Origin of the sequence: Agromyces sp. H17E-10 (genome assembly GCF_022919715.1) — a bacterium.
GTDB lineage: Bacteria > Actinomycetota > Actinomycetes > Actinomycetales > Microbacteriaceae > Agromyces.
On sequence record NZ_CP095042.1, the window covers coordinates 1,832,351 to 1,856,885 of the forward strand.

At 72.2% G+C, this 24,535-nt stretch carries 20 protein-coding genes; 7 read left to right on the top strand and 13 right to left on the bottom strand.

Annotated features, from left to right (window positions below):
• Nucleotides 1-59 precede the first annotated feature (59 nt).
• The 4 genes from MUN74_RS08190 to MUN74_RS08205 form a co-directional block, all read right to left on the bottom strand.
• Entirely contained in the window at nt 60-1,868 is a 1,809-nt protein-coding gene (locus MUN74_RS08190) for a glycoside hydrolase family 35 protein (RefSeq protein WP_244855994.1), read from the bottom strand.
• On the bottom strand, nt 1,865-2,779 hold the full coding sequence (locus tag MUN74_RS08195; RefSeq protein WP_244855995.1) for a carbohydrate ABC transporter permease: 915 nt from the start codon (nt 2,777-2,779) through the stop codon (nt 1,865-1,867). The genes MUN74_RS08190 and MUN74_RS08195 overlap by 4 nt, the downstream gene beginning before the upstream one ends.
• Complete coding sequence (locus MUN74_RS08200) at nt 2,776-3,777, bottom strand: carbohydrate ABC transporter permease (RefSeq protein WP_244855996.1); 1,002 nt, start codon at nt 3,775-3,777, stop codon at nt 2,776-2,778. Before MUN74_RS08200 ends, MUN74_RS08195 begins: the two co-directional genes overlap by 4 nt.
• 146 nt (nt 3,778-3,923) lie before the next feature.
• A complete protein-coding gene (locus MUN74_RS08205; protein ID WP_244855997.1) occupies nt 3,924-5,210 on the bottom strand; it encodes an ABC transporter substrate-binding protein in 1,287 nt (428 codons plus the stop codon).
• Between the two features lie 232 nt (nt 5,211-5,442).
• Here MUN74_RS08205 and MUN74_RS08210 point away from each other — a divergent pair, with 232 nt between their 5' ends.
• Nucleotides 5,443-6,480 (top strand): LacI family DNA-binding transcriptional regulator, encoded by a 1,038-nt coding sequence (locus MUN74_RS08210; RefSeq protein ID WP_244855998.1) that lies wholly within the window; start codon nt 5,443-5,445, stop codon nt 6,478-6,480.
• Between the two features lie 50 nt (nt 6,481-6,530).
• Here the strand turns inward: MUN74_RS08210 and MUN74_RS08215 are convergent, their stop codons facing one another.
• Complete coding sequence (locus MUN74_RS08215) at nt 6,531-7,271, bottom strand: GNAT family N-acetyltransferase (RefSeq protein WP_244855999.1); 741 nt, start codon at nt 7,269-7,271, stop codon at nt 6,531-6,533.
• A 4-nt stretch (nt 7,272-7,275) separates the two neighbouring features.
• The gene (locus tag MUN74_RS08220; RefSeq protein WP_244856000.1) at nt 7,276-8,661 is read right to left on the bottom strand and encodes a glycine--tRNA ligase; all 1,386 of its coding nucleotides are present in this window, start codon (nt 8,659-8,661) and stop codon (nt 7,276-7,278) included.
• A 92-nt stretch (nt 8,662-8,753) separates the two neighbouring features.
• Here MUN74_RS08220 and MUN74_RS08225 point away from each other — a divergent pair, with 92 nt between their 5' ends.
• Both MUN74_RS08225 and MUN74_RS08230 read left to right on the top strand, forming a co-directional pair.
• Nucleotides 8,754-9,161, top strand: coding sequence for an NUDIX domain-containing protein (locus MUN74_RS08225; protein ID WP_244856001.1), 408 nt, complete (start codon nt 8,754-8,756; stop codon nt 9,159-9,161).
• 81 nt (nt 9,162-9,242) lie between these two features.
• Nucleotides 9,243-10,781: an alpha/beta fold hydrolase gene (locus MUN74_RS08230; RefSeq protein WP_244856002.1), complete on the top strand. Its 1,539-nt coding sequence runs from the start codon at nt 9,243-9,245 to the stop codon at nt 10,779-10,781.
• Here the strand turns inward: MUN74_RS08230 and MUN74_RS08235 are convergent.
• The 3 genes from MUN74_RS08235 to MUN74_RS08245 all read right to left on the bottom strand — a co-directional run bounded on the left by MUN74_RS08235 (nt 10,754) and on the right by MUN74_RS08245 (nt 14,360).
• The gene (locus MUN74_RS08235; RefSeq protein WP_244856003.1) at nt 10,754-11,290 is read right to left on the bottom strand and encodes a GNAT family N-acetyltransferase; all 537 of its coding nucleotides are present in this window, start codon (nt 11,288-11,290) and stop codon (nt 10,754-10,756) included. The genes MUN74_RS08230 and MUN74_RS08235 overlap by 28 nt on opposite strands.
• Nucleotides 11,290-12,195 carry a serine hydrolase gene (locus MUN74_RS08240; protein WP_244856004.1) on the bottom strand — a complete coding sequence of 302 codons (906 nt, stop codon included), beginning with the start codon at nt 12,193-12,195 and terminating at the stop codon, nt 11,290-11,292. The genes MUN74_RS08235 and MUN74_RS08240 overlap by 1 nt, the downstream gene beginning before the upstream one ends.
• 98 nt (nt 12,196-12,293) lie before the next feature.
• Nucleotides 12,294-14,360, bottom strand: a complete 2,067-nt coding sequence (locus MUN74_RS08245; protein ID WP_244856005.1) for a M13 family metallopeptidase — start codon at nt 14,358-14,360, stop codon at nt 12,294-12,296.
• A 77-nt stretch (nt 14,361-14,437) separates the two neighbouring features.
• On the opposite strand from MUN74_RS08245, the gene MUN74_RS08250 reads away from it, so the two are divergent.
• The 4 genes from MUN74_RS08250 to MUN74_RS08265 all read left to right on the top strand — a co-directional run bounded on the left by MUN74_RS08250 (nt 14,438) and on the right by MUN74_RS08265 (nt 19,369).
• A complete protein-coding gene (locus tag MUN74_RS08250) occupies nt 14,438-16,168 on the top strand; it encodes a sensor histidine kinase (RefSeq protein ID WP_244856006.1) in 1,731 nt (576 codons plus the stop codon).
• Nucleotides 16,156-16,812, top strand: a complete 657-nt coding sequence (locus MUN74_RS08255; protein ID WP_244856007.1) for a response regulator transcription factor — start codon at nt 16,156-16,158, stop codon at nt 16,810-16,812. Before MUN74_RS08250 ends, MUN74_RS08255 begins: the two co-directional genes overlap by 13 nt.
• Nucleotides 16,813-16,962: 150 nt before the next feature.
• Nucleotides 16,963-17,883 (top strand): alpha/beta hydrolase, encoded by a 921-nt coding sequence (locus MUN74_RS08260; RefSeq protein ID WP_244856008.1) that lies wholly within the window; start codon nt 16,963-16,965, stop codon nt 17,881-17,883.
• Between the two features lie 109 nt (nt 17,884-17,992).
• Complete coding sequence (locus tag MUN74_RS08265; RefSeq protein ID WP_244856009.1) at nt 17,993-19,369, top strand: MATE family efflux transporter; 1,377 nt, start codon at nt 17,993-17,995, stop codon at nt 19,367-19,369.
• 4 nt (nt 19,370-19,373) lie between these two features.
• On the opposite strand, the gene MUN74_RS08270 is transcribed toward MUN74_RS08265, so the two are convergent.
• The 4 genes from MUN74_RS08270 to MUN74_RS08285 form a co-directional block, all read right to left on the bottom strand.
• Nucleotides 19,374-20,603, bottom strand: coding sequence for an amidohydrolase (locus MUN74_RS08270; RefSeq protein WP_244856010.1), 1,230 nt, complete (start codon nt 20,601-20,603; stop codon nt 19,374-19,376).
• Between the two features lie 26 nt (nt 20,604-20,629).
• On the bottom strand, nt 20,630-21,712 hold the full coding sequence (locus tag MUN74_RS08275) for a LacI family DNA-binding transcriptional regulator (protein ID WP_244856011.1): 1,083 nt from the start codon (nt 21,710-21,712) through the stop codon (nt 20,630-20,632).
• Between the two features lie 48 nt (nt 21,713-21,760).
• Nucleotides 21,761-22,192 carry an SRPBCC family protein gene (locus MUN74_RS08280; RefSeq protein ID WP_244856012.1) on the bottom strand — a complete coding sequence of 144 codons (432 nt, stop codon included), beginning with the start codon at nt 22,190-22,192 and terminating at the stop codon, nt 21,761-21,763.
• Nucleotides 22,193-22,317: 125 nt separating this feature from the next.
• Nucleotides 22,318-24,366 (bottom strand): PKD domain-containing protein, encoded by a 2,049-nt coding sequence (locus MUN74_RS08285; RefSeq protein ID WP_244856013.1) that lies wholly within the window; start codon nt 24,364-24,366, stop codon nt 22,318-22,320.
• Nucleotides 24,367-24,535: the final 169 nt, after the last annotated feature.

Consider the following 24,535-nt stretch of genomic DNA (forward strand, 5'->3'; position numbering starts at 1 on the left):
TCGTCTCCATTCCCGCGTCGTGTCGACGCGTCCACATCGACCTGCGCCGACGGCGCAGCTCAGTCGAAGGTCTCGATGTACTCCTGCTCGGGGCCGAGCTCCGCGTGCTCGCGCAGCTCGACGACGTCGCCGAGGCGCTCGAGCTCGAGCACCGCGATCGTGTTCTCACCGGCCCGCAGCAGCGGCGCCGGAACGTAGTAGGTCTGCTGCGGCCCGATCTCCCAGTACCGGCCGAGCAGGAACCCGTTCACCCACACGAACCCCTTGCCGAAGCCGGGGAAGGCGAGGAACGCGTCGGCCGGCTCGTCGACCGTCAGCGTCGCCGTGGCGAGCCCGTCGAGGTCTCGCTCGCTCCACTCGTCGAGCGGCAGCGCCCGCGCCGTCCAGCGCTGCACGAGGCGACGGTCGAGCTGCACCCCGCCGAGGATGCCCTTGCCCTCGCCGAGCAACGGCCCGTAGTTGATGCGGCCCTGGTTCTCGACGACGATCTCGAGCACGACGGCCCGGCCCTCGCCCGCGAGCCGCACGCCGGCCAGAGCCTGTTCTGCATCGAGCACCGCGACGCGCTCACCGTCGACGAACACGAGCGCTCGGTCGCGCAGCCCCCGGATGGTGAGGAGCGCACCCCCCGTCGGCACGATCGGCCGCGCCTCGTAGAGCACGAGGCCCGCGTCGAGCCCGAGCTCCTCGAAGGTCGGCGGGGTCGCTGCGCGAACGGGCTCGCCCGCCGCGCGCAGCACGTCGAGCAGGTCGCGGCCGGGCCGGACGGGCAACGTCGCAGCCGGCAGCACGGGCGGGGTCGGGGATGCCGCGGGCGGCGTCTGCCCCGTGGCATCCTGCAGCACGTCGCGGATGCGACGGAACTTCTCGGTGATCGCGCCGTTCTCGGCGATCGGGGCGTGCGAGTCGTAGCTCGTCTGGGTCGGCTGCAGGCGCACGCCGTCGTGGTTCGCCCCCGACCAGAGCCCGAAGTTCGTGCCGCCGTGCGCCATGTAGAGGCTCAGCGACCCGTCCTCGGCGACGATGTCGGCGACCACACCGGCCGCCCCCTCGGGCGTGCGCACGTGGTGCGGGTCGCCCCAGTGGTCGAACCAGCCGTTCCAGAGCTCGGCGCACATGAACGGCTCGCCCGAGCGGCGCTCGCGCAGCATCGACGCGGCCTGCGCGGCGCGCGAGCCGAACGTCGCGGTCGCGACGACGCCCGGCACGCTGCCGCCGTCCTGCATGAGCTCGGTCGGGCCGTCGGCCGTGTAGACGAGCTCGGTGACCCCGCCCGCGACGAGGCGGTCGTGCAGCCAGGCGAGGTAGTCGGCGTCGTCGCCGTAGCTGCCGAACTCGTTCTCGAGCTGCACGGCGACGATCGGTCCGCCGTGGGCCGCCTGGAGCGGCACGAGCCGCGGCAGCAGCTCGTCGAACCAGGTGCCGACGGCGTCGAGGTAGGCCGGGTCGCTCGACCGCAGGCGCAGCCCGGGGGTGCCCGAGAGCCAGGCCGGGAACCCGCCGTTGTCCCACTCGGCGCAGATGTACGGGCCCGGCCGCACGATCGCGTCGAGGCCGACCTCGGCGGCGAGCGCGAGGAAGCCCTCGAGGTCGCGCCAGCCGGTGAAGTCGATCTCGCCCCGGCGACGCTCGTGGAAGTTCCACGCGACGTAGGTGTCGACGGTGTTGAGCCCGAGCGCGAGCATGCGCTCGAGCCGGTCGCGCCACTGCGCCGGGTGCACGCGGAAGTAGTGCAGCGACCCCGAGAGGATGCGATGCGGGCGGCCCTGGCGCAGGAACGCGCCGTCGGCGACGGTGAGGACGGGTCGGGGATGCGACGGCGCCGGCCCCGAGGCATCCGGACGCGTCGTCGTCGTGTACCCGGTCACTTCACGGCCCCCGCGGTCAGGCCCGCACGCCAGAAGCGCTGCAGGCTGAGGAACGCGATGATGAGCGGAACGACCGAGAGCAGCGCGGCGACCACGACGGTGCCGGCAGGCACCTGCCCGTTGCTGCCCGCCCAGCCGACGAGGCCGACCGTCACGGGCTGCAGCGAGCTGTCGTTGAGCACCATGAGCGGCAGCAGGAAGTTGTTCCAGACCTCGACGAACTGGAACAGGAAGATCGTCACGAGCGCGGGCGACATGATGCGCACACCGATCGAGAAGAAGATGCGGAACTCCCCCGCGCCGTCGATGCGGCCCGCCTCGATGAGCTCGTCGGGCACCGACTGGGCCGCGAACACGCGGGCGAGGTAGACGCCGAACGGGCTCACGACGCTCGGCAGCAGCACCGCGAGCGGGTTGTTCAAGAGGCCCACCTGGTTGAAGAGCAGGAACAGCGGCAGCGTGAACATGACCTTCGGGATGAGCACGGCCGCGAGGATGACGCCGAACACGACGCCCCGGCCGCGGAACTCGTACTTCGCGAGCGCGTACCCGGCCATGGCCGAGAGCAGCGTGCCGACGAGCGCAGACGTGCCCGCGTAGAAGACGCTGTTGAGCATCCACCGGCCGAAGATGCCGTCGGACTCGGCGAACACGAGCGCGATGTTGTCGAACAGCCCGAAGCCGTCGAACCAGAGGCCGGGCTCGGAGAACTGGTGCCCGGCGGGCTTCGTCGACGCGACGACGAGCCACCAGATGGGCACGATGAAGTAGAGGGCCGACAGGCCGAGCAGGGCGAAGACGCCCAGGCGGCTCGCGAGGTTCGCCTCGCGCCGCGAACGGCGTGGGCGCGCGGCATCCGGCCGGTCCGACCGGGGCGGCCGCTCGGCCGACACGAGGGTGGGGGCGCTCATCGCTCGCCTCGATTCATGAGCTTGAAGAACGTGAACGAGAGCACGCCGACGATGAGGGCGAGCACGACCGACTGCGCCGCCGCGTACGTATAGTTCTGCGCGGTGACCTGCGCCTGCGCGGCCATGAGCGGCGTGAAGGTGTTGCTGATCGCGCCGCCCGAGATGGTCTGCAGCACCTTGGGCTCGTTGTAGAGCTGGGCCGAGCCGATGATCGAGAAGACGGCGGTGAGCACGATCGCCGGGCGCACCATGGGGATCTTGATGTTCCACGCGATGCGCCACGGGCCGGCGCCGTCGAGGCGCGCCGCCTCGATGGTCTCGGCCGGGATCGTCTGCAGCGACGAGTAGATGATCAGCATGTTGTAGCCCGTCCAGCCCCAGGTCACGATGTTCGCGACGGCCCACAGCACGATCTCGGGTGCGAAGAAGGGGATGCCGGTACCCACGACCCGCTCGAGCAGCGTGTTGATCGGGCTCGTCACGGGCGAGTAGAGGAACGACCACATGACCGCGGCGATGACGCCGGGCACGGCGTAGGGCAGGAACGCGGAGAGGCGGAAGAAGCCCTTGCCCCGTGCCGACCGCGAGTCGAGCAGCAGGGCGAGGCCGAGCGCGAGGCCGAGCATCACGGGCACCTGCACGAGGCCGAAGAGGCCCACGCGGCCGAGCGAGGCCATGAAGTCGGCGTCGCCGAAGAGGCGCACGTAGTTCGCGAGCGGCGTGAACTCGAGGGTGGGCGCCTCGAGGCCGAGCCCCGAGCGCTGCAGGGTGAACAGGCTCTGCACGAACGCGAAGACGATCGGCACGAGGTACATCGCGACGAAGAGCACGCCGAACGGCAGCAGGAAGAGCAGCGGGATGCGCCAGCGGCCGCCGCCGCGGCGCGAGGCGCGGCCGCCGGGGGCCGGAGCGTCGGGCCCGGGGCGGCCGACGCCGCCCGAGCGCCCGGGGCGCGCGGTGTCGGCGGCGGTGACCGCGCGAGTCGATGAGGTGAGCATGTCGTCCTGCGTGGGTGTGGTGCGTGGGTGGGGTGCTGTGCGGATCGCGGCGCCTGCGGCTGCGGCTGCGCCGCGAGCGTCTCGGGGTGCGGACCGGGGCGGGATCCTCGCCCGCCCCGGTCCGGGTCTCGCGGGGCTGCTCCGAGCTACTCCGAGACGGAGAGGCCCTGGGCCTCGAGGGCGTCGACGGTCTGCTGCTGGGTGCTCTTCAGCGCGTCGGCGAAGGTGCCCTGCTTCGACCAGGCCTTGCCCAGGCCGTCGTCGAGGAAGCCAACGGTCTCGGGCATGTTCGGGCCCCAGGTCCAGCCGGTGGTGACGTTCGGCGAGGCCTCGGCGAACACGTCGAAGATGACCTGGTCGCCGAAGTACGGGTCGGGCTCGGTGAGCGCCGGCAGGTCGAGCAGGTCGGTCGCCGCCGGGTAGAGCGCGGCGGCCTCGATGAGGCCCGTGTAGATGTCGGGGTCGGTGCTCATGGCGTGCGCGAACGTCCATGCCGCCTCGGGGTTGTCGCAGCCCTTCAGCACGGCCGTGGCCGAGCCGCCGACGTTGCCGACCTTGTTCTCGCCGGCCTCCCACTGCGGCATCGGGGCGACGGCCCACTTGCCGGCGCCGTCGGGGGCGCTTCCCTTCAGGATGCCCGCGATCCACACCGCGCCGACGTGCGTCGCGATCGAGCCGTCACCGAGGCCGGTGTACCAGGACTGGTCCCACATGGGGGCCTGGCTGATGAGGCCGGCGTCGGTGAGACCCTGCCAGTAGTCGGCGACCTTCTGGCCCTCGGGCGAGTCGATCGAGACGTCCCAGCTGTCGCCGTCGACCGAGAACCACGGGGCCTCGGCCTGCCAGTCGAAGCCGGCGTAGTCGTAGTTGAGGTAGCTCGCCGAGAGCGACTTGCCGGCGGCCTTGAGCTTCTCGCCGGCGGCCTGGTACTCGGCCCAGGTCGTCGGCACGGCGATGCCGAGCTGGTCGAACACCTCCTTGTTGTAGAAGAGCGCCATCGGGCCCTGGTCGACGGGTGCGCCGTAGACGGCGTCGCCGATCGAGACGGCCGACCACGTGGCCGGGGTGAACTCGTCCTCGTTCGCGTTCGCGAACTCGGAGACGTCTTCGAGGGCGCCCTGGGCCGCGAAGCTCGTGAGGGTCTCGTAGCCGACCTGCGCGAGGCACGGGGCGTTGCCCGCCGTCACGGCGTTGAGCATCTTGTCGTAGCCGCCCTTGGCGCCGGGCGCGACCTCTTCGTACTTCACGACCACGTCGCCCTGCGACGCGTTGAACGCGTCGACGGCGTCGGCGTAGCCCGGGGCCCAGCCCCAGAACGTGACCTCGGCCGGGCCGGATGCCTCGGGCTGCGCGGCCCCGGCACAGCCGGCGAGCGCCAGGCCGATGCCGATCGCGCCGGTGATGCCCACCGTGCGCATGACTGTCTTCTTCACTGCTGCCTCTCCTTTGAATGAGCTCGGAATGCGTCGTGCAACGAACCGGGCCCGCGCGGTCTCGGGTGCGGGTTCCGCGGGGCGTGCTCCCGATGGTGCCACAAGTTGTTATCGATAACAAGCACGGAATCCTGACGAATGGATGCCGCATCCGGCCGCCTCGCAGGGTTAGCATGTTTTCGCTAGCATGACGATGGTGCATGCTGCAGGGGCAATGGCGAAGGGGCATGAGATGAGCACGACCCGGCGACTCGACGCGAACGGACGCACGCGCACGCCGAGCATGGCCGACGTCGCCGCCCACGCCGGGGTCTCGGCCCAGACGGTGTCGCGCGTGCTGAGCGGGCACCCCAACGTGCAGCCCGCCACGCGCGACCGCGTGCTCACCTCGGTCGAGCAGCTCGGCTACCGCATGAACAACGCCGCGCGCTCGCTCTCGTCGGGCCGCACGCGCACGATCGGCGTCGTCGTGCTGCCGACCGTCGACTACTCGGGCTCGGCCGTCACGCACGGCGTCGAGTCGGCCGCCCGCCGGGCCGGCTACGCCGTCAACATCTCGACCGCGAGCTCCCCCGACCCCGCCGCGATCGCCGCCGCGATGACCAGGCTCGACCGGCAGTCGGTCGAGGGCATCGTGCTCGTCGTGCCCGTGCCGACCGGCACCGACGAGGTCGAGACGATCGCCCGTCGCATCCCGACCGTCACCATCGACGGCTCGCGCACGATGTCGAGCGAGGTCGTCGCGATCGACCAGTTCGAGGTCGGCCGGCTCGCGACCGAGCACCTGCTCGGGCTCGGCCACCCGACCGTGTGGCACGTCGCCGGCCCCGACGAATGGCTCGACTCCACCGGTCGCGCGGCGGGCTGGCGTGCCGCGCTCGAGGCCGCCGGGCGCGAGGTGCCGCCGCTCCTGCACGGCGACTGGTCGCCCGAGTCGGGCTACCAGGCGGGGCTCCTGCTCGGCCGCATCCCCGAAGCCACAGCCGTGTTCGTCGCGAGCGACGAGATGGCGTTCGGCGTGATCCGCGCGCTGCACGAGCTCGGCCGCCGCGTGCCCGAGGACCTCTCGGTCGTCGGCGTCGACGACATCGCCCTCGCCGCGTACTGCAGCCCCGCGCTCACGACCGTCGCCCAGCCGTTCGGCGACATCGCCGCCCTCGCGGTCGAGCACCTGCTGCGGCGCATCGACGACCCGAGCGCGCCGCCCGCGTCGACCGAGGTCGCCGCCGAGCTCGTGATCCGGTCGAGCACGGCGGCCTACGCGGGCTGAGCGGTGGAACCGGTGGAGCGGGTGGAGCCGGTGGAGCATCGCGCGCGGCTTCAGCCCCGAGGCATCCATTCGCGCCGCAGGATCGCGTAGAGCTCGCTGTCCTGCCAGCCGTCGTCCTCGAGGATCTCCTCGAGCATCGTGCCCTCGAGGCGCATCCCGAGCCGTCGGCAGAGCGCCGCCGATGCCGTGTTGCGCACGTCGAGGTGGGCGAACACCCGGTGCGCGCCGATCACCTCGAACGCGAAGCGCAGCACCTCGGCGGCCGCCTCGTGCGCGAGCCCGCGCCCCTGGAACGCCGGGTGCAGCACCCAGCCGATCTCGACCTGCGCGCTGTCGATGCTGCCCACGCGCAGCATGACGTCGCCCACGACGCGATCACGACGGGCGGATGCCTCGGGGCCGGCGCCGTCCGCACCGCTCGACGCGCGCCCGCCGCGCTTGCCGGGGCCGCCCATCGCGACCGACGGCTCGCCGTGCAGCACCATCGCGAAGTGCGTCGCGTCGCCGTCGGCGGCGAGCACGCGCATGCCGGCCCGCTTGAGCGTGTGCACGTGCGCGTCCTCGCGGCTGCGCGCCGGCCACGGGATGTAGCGCAGCACCTCGGGCAGGCGCTGGTACTCCCAGACGTCGTCGCTGTCGTCGGGCGCGATCGGGCGCAGCGTCATGCGCGCGGTCTCGAGCGGGGCATCCTCGATCGACGCGATGTCGAACGGGAACGCGGCGCCCGAAGCACGCGGTGCAGTCCCCGACCCGACCGGGCCGCCCGGCCCGGCGGCGCCGGCCGCGCCCACGCCCCTACGCCCCGACGAGCCGCGCCGCGAGGAAGCCCTCGAGCTCGGCGAGCGGCACGCGCTGCTGCTCCATGGTGTCGCGGTCGCGCACCGTCACGGCGTCGTCGTCGAGCGAGTCGAAGTCGACCGTGATGCAGAACGGGGTGCCGATCTCGTCCTGGCGGCGGTAGCGGCGGCCGATCGCACCGGCGTCGTCGAAGTCGACGTTCCAGTGCTGGCGCAGCGATGCGGCGACCTCGCGCGCGAGCGGCGAGAGCTTCTCGTTGCGGCTGAGCGGCAGCACGGCGGCCTTGACCGGCGCGAGGCGCGGGTCGAGCTTCAGCACGGTGCGGGTGTCGGTGCCGCCCTTCGCGTTCGGCACCTCCTCGACGTGGTACGCGTCGACGAGGAACGCCATGAGCGAGCGGGTGAGACCAGCCGCGGGCTCGATCACGTAGGGGATCCAGCGCTCGTTCTTCGACTGGTCGAAGTAGCTGAGCTCCTTGCCCGAGTGCTCGGAGTGGGTCGAGAGGTCGAAGTCGGTGCGGTTCGCGACGCCCTCGAGCTCACCCCACTCGCCGCCGGTGAAGCCGAAGCGGTACTCGATGTCGACGGTGCGCTTCGAGTAGTGGCTGAGCTTCTCCTGCGGGTGCTCGAAGAGGCGCAGGTTCTCGGGGTCGACGCCGAGGTCGACGTACCAGTTCCAGCGGTAGTCGAGCCAGAACTGGAACCACTCGTCGTCGGTGCCGGGCTCGACGAAGAACTCGAGCTCCATCTGCTCGAACTCGCGCGTGCGGAAGATGAAGTTGCCGGGCGTGATCTCGTTGCGGAACGACTTGCCGATCTGGCCGATGCCGAACGGCGGCTTCATGCGGGCCGCCTGCAGCACGTTGGCGAAGTTCGTGAAGATGCCCTGCGCCGTCTCGGGGCGGAGGTAGTGCAGGCCGCTCTCGTCCTGCACCGGGCCGAGGTAGGTCTGCAGCATCATGTTGAAGTCGCGGGGCGGGGTCCACTCGCCGCGGGTGCCGCAGTTCGGGCAGGCGATGTCGCCCATGCCGTTCTCGGGGGCGCGGCCCTTCTTCTCCTCGTAGGCCTCGAGCAGGTGGTCCTCGCGGAAGCGCTTGTGGCAGTGCAGGCACTCGACGAGCGGGTCGGTGAAGACGCCCACGTGGCCCGAGGCGACCCACACCTGCTTCGGCAGGATCACGCTCGAGTCGAGGCCGACCACGTCGTCGCGGCGGGTGACCATGTACCGCCACCACTGCCGCTTGATGTTCTCCTTCAGCTCGACGCCGAGGGGGCCGTAGTCCCACGCCGACCGTGATCCGCCGTAGATCTCGCCGGCCTGGAAGACGAACCCCCGGTGCTGGGCGAGGGCGATGACGGACTCGAGACGGCTGGGCGCGGCCACGGTGGCTCCAATGGTCGAAGGGTGGAGATTCGCGGGCGGACAGCCCGGCGGTGCCACCATCCTACGGGCGCGGGCGCTCTAGGCTGGAACGGATGCCCCAGCTGCCCGACCTCCTCGTCTCGGCGATCGCGCTCGTGCGCGACCGCCGCGTGCTCATGGTCACGGCGCGCGGCCGCGAGGTCTACTACATGCCCGGCGGCAAGATCGACGCGGGCGAGACCGCCGCCGAGGCAGCTGCCCGCGAGGCGTTCGAAGAGGTCGCCCTCGAGCTCGACCCCGCCTCGCTCGACGAACTGTTCGAGGTCGTCACCCAGGCCCACGGCGAACCCGACGGCCGGCTCGTGCGCATGCGCGTCTTCAAGACCGAGACGGATGCCGCGCCGGCACCGTCCGCAGAGGTCGGGAGCCTGCACTGGGTGACCACGGCCGACCTCGACCGCTGCCCGCCCGCGGGCCGCGAGGTGCTCACCCGCCTCGCCGCGACCGGCCTCATCGACTGACCGACCCCGTGGGTTGAGGAGCCCGACGGAGGAGGGCGTCTCGAAACCCTGATGCGAGCAACTCGCCCCTAGACTTCGGGCATGGCGACGACTCGCGACTTCCGCAGCGGTGGCCGCGTGACGCGCATCACCCGCAGCGGTCGCGACGACGGCCCCGGTTACGTGCTCGTGCACGGCATCGGCATGGCGCACGAGTACTGGTCCGGCGTCGCGACGGAGCTCGGGCGCAGCGGCACCGTCTACGCCCTCGACCTGCCGGGGTTCGGCGATGCGCCGCAACCCGACGAACCGCTCACGATGCGCGGCGCGGGCGACCTGCTCGCCGACCTCGTGCGCGCGGAGGGCATCGCCGAACCGGTGCTCGTGGGCCATAGTGCCGGAGCCCAGGCCGTGGCGGAGGCGGCGGCGTGGCATCCCGAACTCTTCGACCGCATCGTGCTCATCGGGCCGACGGTGAACCCGCGCGAGCGCACCGCGCGCAAGCAGGCACTGCGGCTGCTGCAGGACCTCTCGCTCACCCGGCCCAAGGTGCTCGGCCTCGGCATCGTCTCGTACGCGAAGGCCGGTATCGGCTGGTACCTCGAGAGCCTTCCGCCCGTCATGGAGCACCGGATGGAGCTGACGCTGCCGAGGGTGGCTGCGCGCACCCTCGTCATCCGCGGCCAGCACGACCGGCTCGTGCCCCGCGACTGGGCCGAGCGCGTCGCGCGGCTCGTGCCCGACGGCCGCTACGCGGAGGTGCCGGGGCGCGGGCACGAGACGATGATCACCGCGGGAGCGCGCGTCGCCGACCTCATCGCGCGTCACGCGAGGGGCGAGGAGGCCGGGCGCGTCCTGCCCCCCGACGACGGTGCCGTGGTCGTCCCTGCGCGCCCCCTGCCCCCACTGCCCAAGATGCTCCGCTGGTGGGCGCTCGACTACGTCTACGCCGGCTGGCGCCAGCTCGCGGTGCTCGGCGCGTGGAAGGTTCCCGCGGCGTGGTCGCGCGGCGACGCCGCCCGGCCGACGATCGTGCTGCTGCCGGGCGTGTACGAGCACTGGTCCTTCCTGCGGCTGCTCGGCGACGAGCTCAACGCGCGCGGACACCGCATCCGGGTCGTGCACGGCCTCGGCGCGAACCTGCTCGACATCCCAGAGACCGCCGCCCGCGTGGCGCGCGCACTCGCACGGGTGTCCGTTCCCGAAGCCGGCCAGGTGCTCGTCGCCCACTCGAAGGGCGGGCTCGTTGCGAAGCGCATGCTCCTCCGCGACGACGCCGACGAGCTCGGGCTGCTCGGCATGGTCGCGATCGCCACGCCGTTCGGCGGGTCGATCTTCTCGCGCTTCATGCTCGACCGGGCACTGCGCGAGTTCGACCCCGACGGACCGATCATCGTCGAACTCGCCGACGGGGTCTCGGTGAACTCGCACATCGTTTCGGTGTTCGGCCCGTTCGACCCGCACGTGCCCGAGGGCAGCGCGCTCGACGGCGCGACGAACGTGCAGGTGCCGGTCGCCGGCCACTTCCGCGTGCTCGGCGCACGCGAGACGGTCGACGCCGTGCTCACCGGCATCGGGCAGCTCGCCGACGGCGGGGCGACCGTCGACTCGGCTCAGAGCTCGTCGAACGGCGCCGCGTAGCGGAACGCGCCCGCCGGCCCGGCGCCGTCGCCCAAGCGGACCGCCTGGAAGTACGCACCCCAGGCCGGCTCGGGCGCATCGATGCCGAGGTCGGTGCCCGGCACGAAGCCGAACCGGCCGTAGTAGGCGGGGGCGCCGAGCAGCGCGACGACCCGCTCACCGTGCTCGGCGGCGAGGCGCAGCGTCTCGCGCACGAGCGCCGACCCGATGCCGCGGCCCTGCACCGCCGGGTCGACCCCGATCGGGCCGAGCCCCAGTGCCGGCTCGTCGCCGACCCACCCTCGTGTCGTGATGCAGTACCCGGCCACGGCGCCGTCGACCTCCGCGACGAGCGCGAGCTGCGGCAGGAACTCGACCGAGTCGAGCAGCGCCGTGTTGAGCACGACCTCGATCGGCGGCGACGCGGCGGGCGAGCCGTCGGGCTGCGGTCCCGAGAACGCCTCGGCGAGCAGCGCGTCGACCGCCGCGCGGTCGTCGACCGCGAACTCCCGGATCAGCACTGCGCCCATCAGTGCACGAACTCGAGCAGGTCCATGCCGACCTGGCGCATGCCGTCGAGCACCGCGAGGCGCGACGAGAGCATGGTGTCGGCGTAGTACATCGAGACCGCGTAGGCGACGCTCGCGCGCGGGCCGCGCAGCACGCCGACCTCGCTGCGCACGCCGCCGTCGGTGCCGGTCTTGTTCATGAGCAGGATGCCGTGGTCGGGCGTGCGGTGCGAGAGCGGGTCGAGCCCGAACGCGGAGGCGACCATCGACAGGTCGGCGTTGAGCGACAGCCAGCCGACGACCCGCTGCGACACCTCGGGCGACACGATCTCGCCGCGGGCGAGCGACGCGAAGAGCCACGTGAGCTCCTTCGCCGAGCCGATCGAGAGCTGGGGCGCGTCATCGGGTCCACGATGGTCGCGCACGAGGTCGAGCAGCGCGGTGCGCGTGAGGCCGAGCGTCTCGGTGCGCGAGCGCACGGCCTCGAGCCCGATGTGGCGGATGAGCACGTTGGTGGCGAGGTTGTCGCTCGTCGCGCCGACGAGTGCGGCGAGGTCGGCGATGGGCAGCGACGGCGACTGCAGGTGCTGCCAGATGCCCGAGTCGCCGGCGGCGTCGCGCGGCGCGCGGTCGAGCACCGTGAACGTCTCGGCGCTCGCCCCGACGAGCCGCGAGGCGACCTCGACGAGCAGCAGCACCTTGCCGATCGAGGCCGTCGGCATCACGACGTGGTCGTCGACGGAGAACAGCACCTTGCCGGTCGCGAGGTCGGTCGCACGCGCCGACACCTGCACCCCGGCGAGCGCGAGCTCGCCGAGCGCGGCGAACCCGCGGGCGAAGTTCTCGTTCGGCTCCTCGGTGCGGTGCTTGCCCTTGCGCAGGTCGGCATGACGCGCACGTCGCTCGGATCCCTGCGACGACGTCACCACGGTGCTTGCACGCTCTTTCTCTGGCGCTCGGCGTTCCCCCACCGCAGGCCGCGGCGCGCTCGAGGTGTTCGGATGTTCGGGTCTCGGATCGGCGACTACCAGATGGTCACCCGCTCGGCAGGGTCGAGCCAGAGGGTGTCGTCTTCAGTCACTCCGAAGCCAGTGTAGAACTCATCGATGTTGCGGACGATCTGGTTGCACCGGAACTCGTTCGGCGAGTGCGGGTCGATCGCGAGCAGGCGCGTGACCTCCTCGTCGCGGGCCTTCTGCTGCCAGGCCTGCGCCCACGAGAGGAAGAAGCGCTGCACCGCCGTGTAGCCGTCGATCTCGGGGGCGCCGTCGACGTCGCCGCCCTGCGAGAGCACGTACGCCTTCCACGCGATCGAGAGTCCGCCGAGGTCGCCGATGTTCTCGCCGATCGTGAGCGCCCCGTTCACGTGCGGCGCGCCGGTCGCTGCGGCTTCGCCCTCCCCCTCGCCTTCGGCTTCGCCCGCTGCGGATGCCTCGGCCGAGGCATCCCCGTCGGCCAGCTGCGCCGGCACGAGCGCGTCGTACTGCTCGATGAGCGCCTTGGTGCGCTCCTCGAAGCCGGCGCGGTCGTCGGCCGTCCACCAGTCGGTGAGGCGGCCGTCGCCATCGAACTTCGAGCCCTGGTCGTCGAAGCCGTGCCCGATCTCGTGCCCGATGACGGCGCCGATCGCGCCGTAGTTCGCGGCCGCGTCGCGCCCCGCGTCGAAGAAGGGGAACTGCAGGATCGCCGCCGGGAACACGATCTCGTTGAACCCCGGGTTGTAGTACGCGTTGATCGTCTGCGGCGTCATGAACCACTCGTCGCGGTCGATCGGCTTGCCGATCTTGCCGAGCTCGCGGTTGAACTCGAACTCGGCCGTCGCCCGCACGTTGCCGACGAGGTCGGCGGCGTCGATCTCGAGCGACGAGTAGTCGCGCCACTTGACCGGGTACCCGATCTTCGGGGTGAACTTCGAGAGCTTGTCGAGCGCCTTCTGCTTGGTCGCCTCGCCCATCCAGTCGAGCCCCTCGATCGACTCGCGATACGCGAGCACGAGGTTCGCGACGAGCTCGTCCATCGCCTCCTTCGCCGCGGGCGGGAAGTGCCGCTCGACGTAGATGCGGCCGACGGCCTCGCCCATGGCGCCCTCGACGAGCGAGACGCCCCGCTTCCACCGCTCGCGCATCTGCGGGGTGCCCGTGAGGGTGCGGCCGTAGAAGTCGAAGTTCGCCTCGACGAGGTCGCTCGACAGGTAGGCCGCCGACGAACGCACGACCTGCCACGCGAGCCAGTCGCGCCACGCCGGCAGGCGGTCGTCGGTGAGCAGCGCGCCGAGCCCCTGCACGAACGACGGCTGGCGAACGACGAGCTCGTCGAACGCGCCGGCCGGCACGCCCATCGCGTCGCGCCACACCGAGAGCCCCGATGAGGCCGGCTCGGCGCCCGGGAACGCCAGCGCCGAGGCATCCGCCCAGCTCTTCAGGTTGTAGGTCTTCTCGGTGTCGCGCGAGTCGACGTTGTTCCAGTGCGACTTCGCGATCTCGGTCTCGAGCTCGAAGACCCGCGCCGCGCGCTCGGCCGCGTCGTCGAGCTGCGCGAGCCGCAGCATGCGTTCGAGGTGCGCCCGGTACGCCTCGCGGATGGGCTGGAACCGCTCCTCGCGGAAGTAGCTCTCGTCGGGCAGCCCGATGCCGCCCTGCTCGACGAACACGAGGTAGCGCTCGGGGTCGCCCGGATCGTTGTCGACGTAGAGCTGCGCGAAGCCCGAGACGCCCTGCCGTTCGAGCCGGCCGAGGGTCTCGACGAAGCTGCCGATCGAGTTCACGAGCGAGACCTCGAGCAGCTGGCCCGCGATCGGCGTGACGCCGAGCAGCTCGGCCCGCTCCTCGTTCAGGAAGCTCGCGTAGAGGTCGCCGACCTTGCGCGCCTCGGTGCCGGGCTCGGCCTGCTGCGACTCGACGATGATGTCGCGCACCGCCTCCTCGGCCGCTTCGTGCAGCACGTAGAACGAGCCGTAGCGGGCCTTGTCGGCGGGGATGTCGGTGCGTTCGATCCACTTGCCGTTGACGTGCCGGAACAGGTCGTCCTGCGGGCGCACGCCCTCGTCGAGTTCGTCAAGCGTGATTCCTGAGGGCAGCGCGACGTCGGTCATGCGCACCAGCCTAAGCGCGGGCACCGCCGCGGAGGCTGAACGTCGGCAGGAAGAACCGCGGATGGCACACTAGCCCCATGGCCTCGGACTGGTCGGCGCCGCCGCTCGCACGATCGCTCGGTGCAGCGCTCACGCTCATGATGGTGCTCGGCGTGCTGTTCGCCGCCCTCGAGCTCGCACTGCTCCTGCCGATCCCGCCCGAGCTGTGGGTGATCGCCCTGTTCCCGGCGGTCGCGCTCGTGTGGTTCGTCGCCGGCACGATCGCCTGGCGGCGGCGGCCGAGCAGTCGCACGGGTCTGCTCCTCCAGGTCGGCGGCATCGCGTTGCTCGCGAGCGGCCTGCTGAACACCGGCATCGAGTTCGGCATCGTCGTCGGCAGCGTCTTCGCCACCGTCATCGTCGCGGTCATCATGCACCTGCTGCTCGCATTCCCCTCGGGCCGGCTGCCCGACGCGATCTCGCGCACGCTCGTGGTCGCCGGGTACGTCATCGCGCTCGTGCTGCAGACCCCGATCTACGTGTGGGGCTTCGGCGTGTTCTCGCCCGCGATCCCGGCGAACGCCGAACTCGCGGCGATCGGCGGCGAGGTGCAGCGGTGGGCTGGGTTCGTGGTCGTCGTCGCGACGGCGATCGTGCTCGGCACGCGCCTGCGCGCCGCGTCGCCCGGGCGCCGGCGCGTGCTCGCCCCGCTCTACGGCTACGGCATGGCGTCGGTCGTGCTGATCCCCGCGAGCTCGGCCCTCGCCTTCGCCCTGCCCGGCACGGTCATCGCCGGGATCCAGCTCGCGCTCATCGCGGGCGTCGCGGTCGCCTTCACCGTCGGCGTCCTCGTCGGCGGGTTCGAACGCACCGCCGAGCTCGAGGAGCTCGCGGCGTGGCTCGGCACCGAGACCGGACGCGAGCCGTTGCGGTCGGCGATCGCCCGGGCGCTCGGCGACCCGAGCGTCGAGCTCGTGTACTGGCTGCCCGTGCGCGAGGGGTTCGTCGACGAGCAGGGCGTCGGCGTCGACCCGCCCGACTCCCCCGACCGCGGCTTCGTCGTCATCGAGTCGGGCGACTCGCCCGCCGGTGCGATCGTCTACGACGCGAGGCTCGTCGGCGATGCCAAACGGGTGCAGGCCGTCGGCCGCGTCGCCGCGATCGCCATCGCCCGCGAACGGCTCACGACCGAGTTGCGGGCGAGCCAGACGGCGCTCCGGCACTCGCGCGTTCGACTCGTGGAGGCGGCCGACCGCGAACGGGCCCGCATCGCGAAAGACCTGCACGACGGCCTGCAGGTGCAGCTCGTGCTGTTGGCGCTCGAGGCCGGTCGCATCCACGACGAGGCGGTCCGCGACGCCGTCCGGGACCGGGCGCTGCATCTCCGGCAGGGCATCGAGGAGGCCGCCGACGAACTGCGCAGGCTCGTGCACGAGGTCATGCCGTCGGCGCTCGTCGAACGCGGGCTGGTGCTCGCCGCCGAGGACCTGGTCGACCGCATGCCGATTCCCACGACGCTCACGGCCGACGGGCTCGACGCGCCGTTGCCGCACACGGTCGTGAACGTCGCCTACTTCGTCGTCGCCGAGGGGCTCGCGAACACGGCCAAGCATGCGCGCGCGGCATCCGCCTCGGTGCGCCTCGCCCGCGACGGCGACGTGCTGACGATCGAGATCGCCGACGACGGCGTCGGCGGCACCGGCATCCACCGGGGTCGCGGACTCGCGGGCCTCGCCGACCGCATCGACGCGATCGGGGGCCGGATGACGCTGCACAACGCCCCCGGCGACGGAACCAGGCTCACGGCGGAACTGCCATGCGCGTCGTGATCGCCGAGGACGAGACCCTGCTGCGGCAGGGTCTCAGGCTGCTGCTCGAGGAGGGCGGGTTCGAGGTCGTCGCCGCAGCCGGCGACGCCGAGGAGTTGCTCGACGCGGTCGCCGCGCACCGTCCCGAGCTCGTGATCACCGACATCCGCATGCCGCCGACGCACACCGACGAGGGGCTGCGGGCGGCCCTCCGGATCCGCCACGAGCACCCCGAGGTCGCGATCGTCGTGCTCTCGCAGTACGTGCAGCGACGCTACGCCCTCGAGCTGCTCGGCGGTGAGGCATCCAAGGTCGGGTACCTGCTCAAGCAGCGCATCGCCGACGTCGGCGCGTTCCGCGACGACCTGCGCCGTGTCGCCGCGGGCGGCACGGCACTCGACCCCGAGGTGGTCGCCGTGCTCATCTCGCGGGCCGGGCGCGGCGACGGGGTCGTGCGCCGGCTGACCCGACGTCAGCGCGAGGTGCTCGCCTACATGGCCGAGGGCCGCAGCAACGCCTGGATCGGGCAGCGGCTCGTGCTCACCGAGAAGGCCATCGTGCAGCACACCTCGGGCATCTACGACGCGCTCGGCCTGCCGGTCACGGCCGACGACCACCGGCGGGTGCTCGCCGTGATCCGCTACCTCGACGGCGCGGCCGACTGACGCCCCCGCTCTCCGAGCGAACGAGACCCCCCCGTTCTGGGTGCCTCCGCGCGCCCGAATGACGACATGGGTCCATGTCGGCGACGAGCGCCCGCGGCCAGAGTGAACCCTGCGCCCCTACGCGAGCCGTCGCTTGGAAAGGAACACCCCATGGCTCTGACGACCTCCGTCACGATGACGAACGCCGCGCTCGGCGCGGTGCGCACCGCCGACCACGTCTCGCACGCACTCGCCGCGAGCATCGCCGGCCCCATGTTCGAACGCACCCGCCCCTCCCGCGAGGTGAAGCCGAGCGAACAACCCGTGCACCTCGCCGCCGAACGCCGCCCGCTGCCGCTGCCGCACGGCGACGGCGTGCTCTACGAGTGGGGCACCGGGCCGCGCACCGTGCTGCTCGTGCACGGCTGGCGCGGGCGCGCCTCGCAGTTCGCGCCCATCATCCGCGAGCTGCGCTCCGCCGGGTACCACCTCGTCGCGTTCGATGCGCCCGCGCACGGCGATTCGGGCGGGCGGCACACCGACATCCGCTCCTGGGTCGAGGCGATCAACCGGCTGCACCTCAAGTACGGCCGCTTCGAGGCGATCATCGGCCACTCGCTCGGCGCCCTCTCGACGATGACCGCCGTGCGCGACGGCGTCTCGACGCGCGGTGTCGTGGGCATCGCGCCGATGGCCTCCGGGCGCTACCTCTTCGACGCGTTCGCCCACGGGGTCGGCCTCAGCGCCCGTGCCGCGGAGCTCCAGCGCAAGCACTACACGCGCCGGGTCTTCCCCGACAGCGCCGACCCGTGGCGCCGCTTCGACACGATCGCCGCACCGCTGCCCTCGTCGGTCGAGCTGCTGCTCCTGCACGACCGCGAGGACCGCGAGATCGACGCGGCGCAGAGCGAGCTGCTGCACGCGGCCCACGGCGACCGGTCGAGGATGCTGCTCTCGACCGGGTCCGGACATGCGAGGCTGCTCTCGACCGACCGGACCCTCGACGCGGTCACCGCATTCGTCGGCGGCGGCGTCGCGGCCGTCGACCGCGTCGAGCGGGGCGAGGAGAAGGGCGTGCGCACCGCCGTGTGAGGCCGGGCCGGCGCGAACCCGACGCGCCGCGTCCCGAAGCCGACCGGATGCCGGGCAGCCCGGCCGGCATCCGGTCGTGTCGCCGGGCCGCCGTAGGCTCGAGGGGCACATGAACTCCCCCGAGACCTCCGAGAACGCGGCGACGCGGTCGGTCGACCGTGCCGTCGGCCGCGCCGTCGACCGCGACATCCTGCGACTCGCGATCCCCGCGCTCGGCGCGCTCATCGCCGAGCCGCTGTTCCTGCTCGCCGACACGGCCATGGTCGGTCACCTCGGCGCCGATCCGCTCGCGGGTCTCGGGCTCGCGAGCGCCGTGCTGCAGACGATCATCGGGCTCATGGTGTTCCTCGCCTACGCGACGACGCCGGCCGTCGCCCGCCGGCTCGGCACCGGCGACCTGCGCGGCGCGGTCGCGTCGGGCATCGACGGACTCTGGCTGGCGCTCGGCATCGGCGTCGTGCTCGCGGTCGCGGGCTGGTTCGCCGCGCCGTGGCTCGTGGGGCTCTTCGGGGCGACCGCCGAGGTCAGCGCCGAGGCATCCGCCTATCTCTCGATCTCGATGGCCGGGCTGCCCGCCATGCTGATCGTCTTCGCGGCGACGGGCCTGCTGCGCGGCCTGCAGGACACGAAGACCCCGCTGTGGGTCGCCGGCATCGGCTTCGCCGTGAACATCGCGCTCAACTACGTGTTCATCTACGTCGCAGGTTGGGGCATCGCGGGCTCGGCGGTCGGCACCGTCATCGCGCAGTGGGGCATGGTCGTCGTCTACCTCGTCGTCGTCGCGACCCATGCTCGTCGGGCGGGCGCGAGCCCGTGGCCGCATCACGCCGGGGTTCTGCGCGGTGCGGCGTCGGGCGGCTGGCTGTTCATCCGCACGGCGAGCCTGCGCGTCGCACTGCTGCTCGCCACGTGGGCGGCGACCTCGCTCGGTTCGAACGAGCTCGCGGCGTTCCAGGTCGCGATGACGATCTACTTCACGCTCGGCTTCGCGCTCGACGCCCTCGCGATCGCCGCCCAGGCGCTCATCGGGCGCGGGCTCGGCGCGGGCGACGTCGCGGCCGTCCGACGAGTGCTGCGCCGCTGCGTCGAGTGGGGCATCGGCTCGGGCGCGGTCATCGGCGCCCTGCTCATCGCGACCGCCTGGGTGCTGCCGGGCCTCTTCACGAGCTCGGCCGAGGTCGCCGCCCTGCTGCCGCCGTCGCTCGTCGTGCTCGGCCTGTCGGCGCCGCTCGGCGGTCTCGTGTTCGTGCTCGACGGCGTGCTCATCGGTGCCGGCGACGCCCGCTACCTCGCATGGACCGGCGTCGTGAACCTCGCGGTCTTCGTTCCGCTCGCACTCGGCGTCGTCGCGATCGCGCCGCCGGGTGCCGCCGGGCCCGCGTGGCTCATGGCCACGTTCGCGATCGGCTACCTCGCCGCGCGGGCGGTCACGCTCTCGCTGCGCGCCCGCGGCACCCGATGGATGGTCACGGGCGCGCCGGCGTAGCGGTTCAGGCCTGCGGCGCCCCGAGCCACTCGCGAGCGGCGGCGACGAGCGCGGTCACCCCGGTCGAGAGCGTCGGGTCGATGACCGGCGCGAACTTCGGCGAGTGGTTCGACGGCAGGTCCTGCGGCATCCCGCCGGCGGCGAGCACGGCGGGATCGAACAGCGACGGGTCGAACCCGCCGAGGAACCAGTACACGAGCGGCACCCCGGCCGCGGTCGCGAACACGCCGACGTCCTCGCTGCCCGAGACCACGCCCGGGTCGAAGACGCGCCCTTGGCCGAGTGCGCCGCGCAGTGCCGCCGCGGTCCGCTCCGAGGCATCCGGATCGTTCACCGTCGCCGGGAAGCGGTCGATGTAGTCGAAGTCGGGTTCGCGGGGTGCGCCCGAGGCTGCGGCCTCGCCCTTCGCGATGCGCTCGATGGCGGTGAGCACCGTCGTGCGCACCCCGTCGTCGAAGCTGCGCACGTTGATGCCGAGCATCGCCTCCGACGGGATGATGTTGTGCTTCGTACCGGCGTGCAGCTGCCCGACCGTGACGACGGCGGCGTCGGTGGGCGCGACCTCGCGGGCGACGACGCCCTGCAACCGCACCGTGATCGCCGCGGCGAGCAGCACCGGGTCGACCCCGGCCTCGGGCCGCGACCCGTGGCCGCCGACGCCGTGCACGCGCACCGTCAGCGAGTCGGCGGCCGCCATCGCGACGCCGGGATGCAGCCCCGCGAAGCCCGCCGGGAGCGGGGCGACGTGCTGGCCGAGCACGATCTCGGGCTTCGGCACCCGGTCGTACAGGCCCGCGGCGATCACCGACTCGGCGCCGCCGCCGAGCTCCTCGGCGGGCTGGAACACGACGACGAGCGTGCCCGACCACGCGCCGCGCTCGTCGGCCATCCGCTCGGCGGCGCCGAGCAGGCACGTGACGTGGACATCGTGCCCGCAAGCGTGCATGACGGGTACGTCGTTGCCGTCGGGGTCGGTGCCGCGCACCGAGCTCGCATAGGGCAGGCCCGTGTCCTCGAGGACGGGCAGCGCGTCCATGTCGGCGCGCAGCAGCACCGTCGGACCGTCGCCGTTCGCGAGCACGCCCGCGACGCCCGTGACACCGAGCCCGGTGATCACGTCGAAGCCGAGGCCCGTGAGTGTGTCGGCGACGATGCCGGCGGTGCGGTGCTCCTGGAACGAGAGTTCGGGGTTGGCGTGCAGGTCGCGGTAGATCGCGGCGAGGTCGAGGCTCATGCGGTCAGCCTAGGTCGCCGACCTCGTCAGCGGGCGGGCGGCGGGGCCGTCGTGTCGCCGACGTGCAGGGTGCTCGTGAAGCAGACCGACTTCGGCGACTCGCCGGCGAGCAGGCCGACGACCGCCTCGCCGGCGGCTCGGCCCTTCGCGACCGACGGCTGCGAGAGCGTCGTGAGGTCGTGCTGCAGGCCGTCGACACGGATGCCGTCGAACCCGATGACGCTGAGCTCGGCCGGCACGGCGATGCCGAGCTCCTCGGCCGCACGGATGACGCCCGCGGCGAGCAGGTCGCTCTGCGCGATGACCGCCGTCGGGCGGGTCTCGGGGTCGGCGAGCAGCGCCCGCGCCGCTTCCAGCCCCTCCTCGATCGAGCTCGCACCGGCGACCTGGCCGCCGATGCCGGGGAACACCTCGCGCGCCCCGGCGAGCCGCTCGCGCGCGGTGGCCGCGGTGCCCGTGCGCTCGAGCTCGGGGGTGAGGGGGCCGCGGGTGCGCGCGGCGTCGAACGGGAGGGTCACGAGCGCGACCTCGGTGTGTCCGAGCTCGCGCAGGTACTCGGCGCCGCGGCGTGTGGCCTGGTGGTTGTCGATCGAGATCTCGGGCAGGTCCTCGCCGGTGTCGCCTTCGATGGCGACGGCGGGGATGCCCCTGCGCCGTAGCGCCTCGATCGAGACCGCGAGCCTCGGGCTGCAGCCGATGAGCACGACTGCGTCGACGGGCGCGCTCTCGATGTTCACCGCGTTCTCGCCGGGTTCGCCCGTGTCGGTGAGCAGCAGCAGCCCGGCACCGAGCGGGGCGATGCCCTCGGTGATGCCGTCGAGCATCTGGATCTTCACCGGATCGAGGAACGCCGCCCGCACGCGCTCCTCGAGCACGACGCCGACGATGCCCGACCGACCGCGGCGCAGCGATCGGGCCCGCGGGTCGGGCCCGCCGTAGCCGAGCGCGGCGGCGGCGTCGAGCACGCGTTGCTTCGTCGCATCCGACACCGGGCCCGAGCCGCTGAACGCGAGCGAGGCGGTCGATGCCGACACGCCGGCCTTCGCGGCGACGTCGGCGAGCGTCGGCCTCGACGCGGGCGACGCGGGTGCTGCGGGTTCGGGCTGCATGCGCCCGATTCTAGGCCGAATCGTTTCGACATCGGCCGTCCGGCCACATCACGCGCGCTCCGCGATCTCCTTCACCTTCGCGACCAGCGAGTCCCACATCCCCGCCGAGTGCCGCATGGCCTCCTCGGTCGGGTTGTTGTCCTGGGTGAGCGTCAGCACGGTCGAGCCGCCGACGTCGTCGAGGGTCCAGGTCAGGGTGTGGTGGTGCTCGGGCACGTCGGCCTGGCCGCTCAGCGGGCTGAAGTGGGTGTTGACGAGCCGCCCGGGCGGCGAGAACTCGAGCACCACGCCGTGGTCCTCGTAGGGCTCGCCCTCCCAGACGCCGCGCCAGTGGATCGGGCCGCCGACGGACCAGTCCGTCACGAGCTCGGTGCGGAACATGAACTCGCGCGCGGACACCGGATCGGTGATGACCGCCCACACGCGCTCGCGCGGCGCGTCGATCGTGATGCTCGAGACCGCATCGAACTGCTCGGTCATGATCGTCCTCCTCGCTGCATCGCGGATCGCGACGCCTCCTCGGAGGCTACGCCGAGCGCCCGGCGGCGTCTTGAACGAACGCGACGGCCCCGGAGCCGCTGCCCCGGAGCCGTCGGCTTCGCTCCCTACTTCTTGTTGAGGCTGAACTGCAGCGTCACCGAGTCGCCGAGGTAGCGCCCGGCGTCACCCGCCCACGAGACGGTGAGCGGGTAGAACCCCGGCTTCTGCACCAGCTTGAGCTGCGCCGTGGCGATACCCGACGACGCGGTCGTCGCGCTCACCTGCTGCGATCCGATCACGAACGTCACGGTCCGGCCGGCGAGCGGGCGGCCGAGGGCGTCGACGAGCTTCGCCGAGACCGTGACCGCCTTGTTCGGCGAGCCCTTCAGCCCGCCCGTGTAGGTGAGCTCCGACGCCATCGCCGACACCGCGAACGGGTCGCCGGTGGTCGCCGAGGCCTCGAACTTCGACGGGTTCCCCACGTAGCTCGCCGACACCGTGTGGGCGCCTGCGAGCTTCACGACCGGGTAGTCGAGCCGCGCCCGCCCCGAGGCATCCGTCATCGCCGTGCCGACCGGTGAGCCGTCGACGGCGAAGGCGACCGGCGCCCCGTTGAGCGGCGTGCCGAACTCGTCGACGAGCGACGCCGTGAGCGGCGCGATCGAACTGTGATCGGCGGCCTGCGGGCCGGTGTACGACAGCTCCGTCGCGTGCTTGCGCACGTGCACGGTGAACTGCTTCACGGTGCAGGCGCCGTCCTTGTCGCAGACCGTGACCGTCGGCGATGGGTCGCCGATGACCGACCAGGAGTGCGTCGCAGAGGTGCCGCCGTTGTCGATCGAGTCTCCGTCGCCGAACGCCCAGTCGTAGGTGAGCGTCGACTGGTCGGCCGCGCCGGGATCGACCGCCTGCGCCTTCAGCGTGAGCGGCTTGCCCCACGGAACGGTGACCGGCGCGCCGGGCACCACCGTGACGTTCGGTGCCGCGTTCGCCACGTGCACCGTGAAGTCGGCGGTGTCGGTCAGTCCGGTCTCGTCGGTCACGACGACCTGCCCGGTCCACACTCCGTCGTCGGCGTAGACGTGCTGCGGGGTCGCGGTATGGCCGGGGCCCGAGCCGTCGCCGAAGTCCCAGCTGTACGTCGCGCCGGCCGCACACGGCCCCGTCGCGCTCGTCGAGAACTGGATCGGCGTGCCCTCGGTGCCGTCGGGCGCCGAGACCGCACCGAGCGTCGGCGGGATGTTGTTCGCCTGGATGGCGCCGAGCCCGATCGTTCCGCCCGGACCGCTCATGTCGAGCGAGGCATCGCTGGTCGCGACCTCGACGGTGTCGGAGTACACCTCGATCCTGACGCCGAACGGGGTCGGCGGGATCGGCGGGCTCACGAACCCGGCCTCGATGCCGACGCTCGAGACGACGTGCAGCCCCGGAGTCGATGCAAGGTCGCCGAGCCCGTAGCTCAGCTGGTCGCCGACGGGAACCCGGCAGTCGATCGTCATCGGGTCGACCTGCGGCCCCTCGCCGAGCGACAGCGGGCCGCTCGCGAGGTCCTGGCTCGCGGTGCTCGCCGTGCGCAACGTGTCGAGTGCGTGCGAGGTGACCGTCACGTCGGAGACCATCTTGAGGTTCAGGTACGGGAAGCCGGTCGCGATGAGCGGCGGGTCCAGCACGCCGACGTCGCTGCTCTCGAGGTGGCAGCTGTACGTGCTGCCGTCGGCGAGCAGGTTGCAGGCTCCGCTGGCCGTGATCGACGGGTGCACGTCGATCGTGAGGTCGCCGAAGGGATCGGTCGCGAGCGTGAGCGACGCATCGATCTGGTAGGTGATGCTCATGGTGCCCGAGACGGGGCGCGTGAGCTCGACGGTCGGGTCGAGCGCTCGGCCCTGCCGGACCTCGTCGGGATCCCAGTCGACCGACACGACGGCCGGCTGCGACCACGAGCCGTTGGCGCTGAACGTCGCCTGGCCCGAGAGCGCACCCTCCGTGAACGAGTAGGTCTCGTGACCGATCTCGCCGGCGCCCGAGAGCGTCGTGGCGATGGTTCCGGAGTCGGCGAAGGCGGCGGTGGAGCCGACGGCGAGACCGCCGAGGGCGAGCGCGACGCCGGCGGCTAGACCGACGGCGGCGCGACGACCGGTCGACCCGCGGGTGACCGGTGAGACGGGCTTGATCATTTCGGATGACCCTTCCCACGTGCGGGTGCACGCTCGCGCGACCCGCGAGGAGTTGAAGACGCCGAGCGCGAGGAGCCCGGCACGTGGGGAAATCCCTGTACCCCGGAAGGCCAAGGCGAGCACCGGGCGTCAACCCGGCATGAACCGTGGGAGCCCCGGAAGGGCGGGC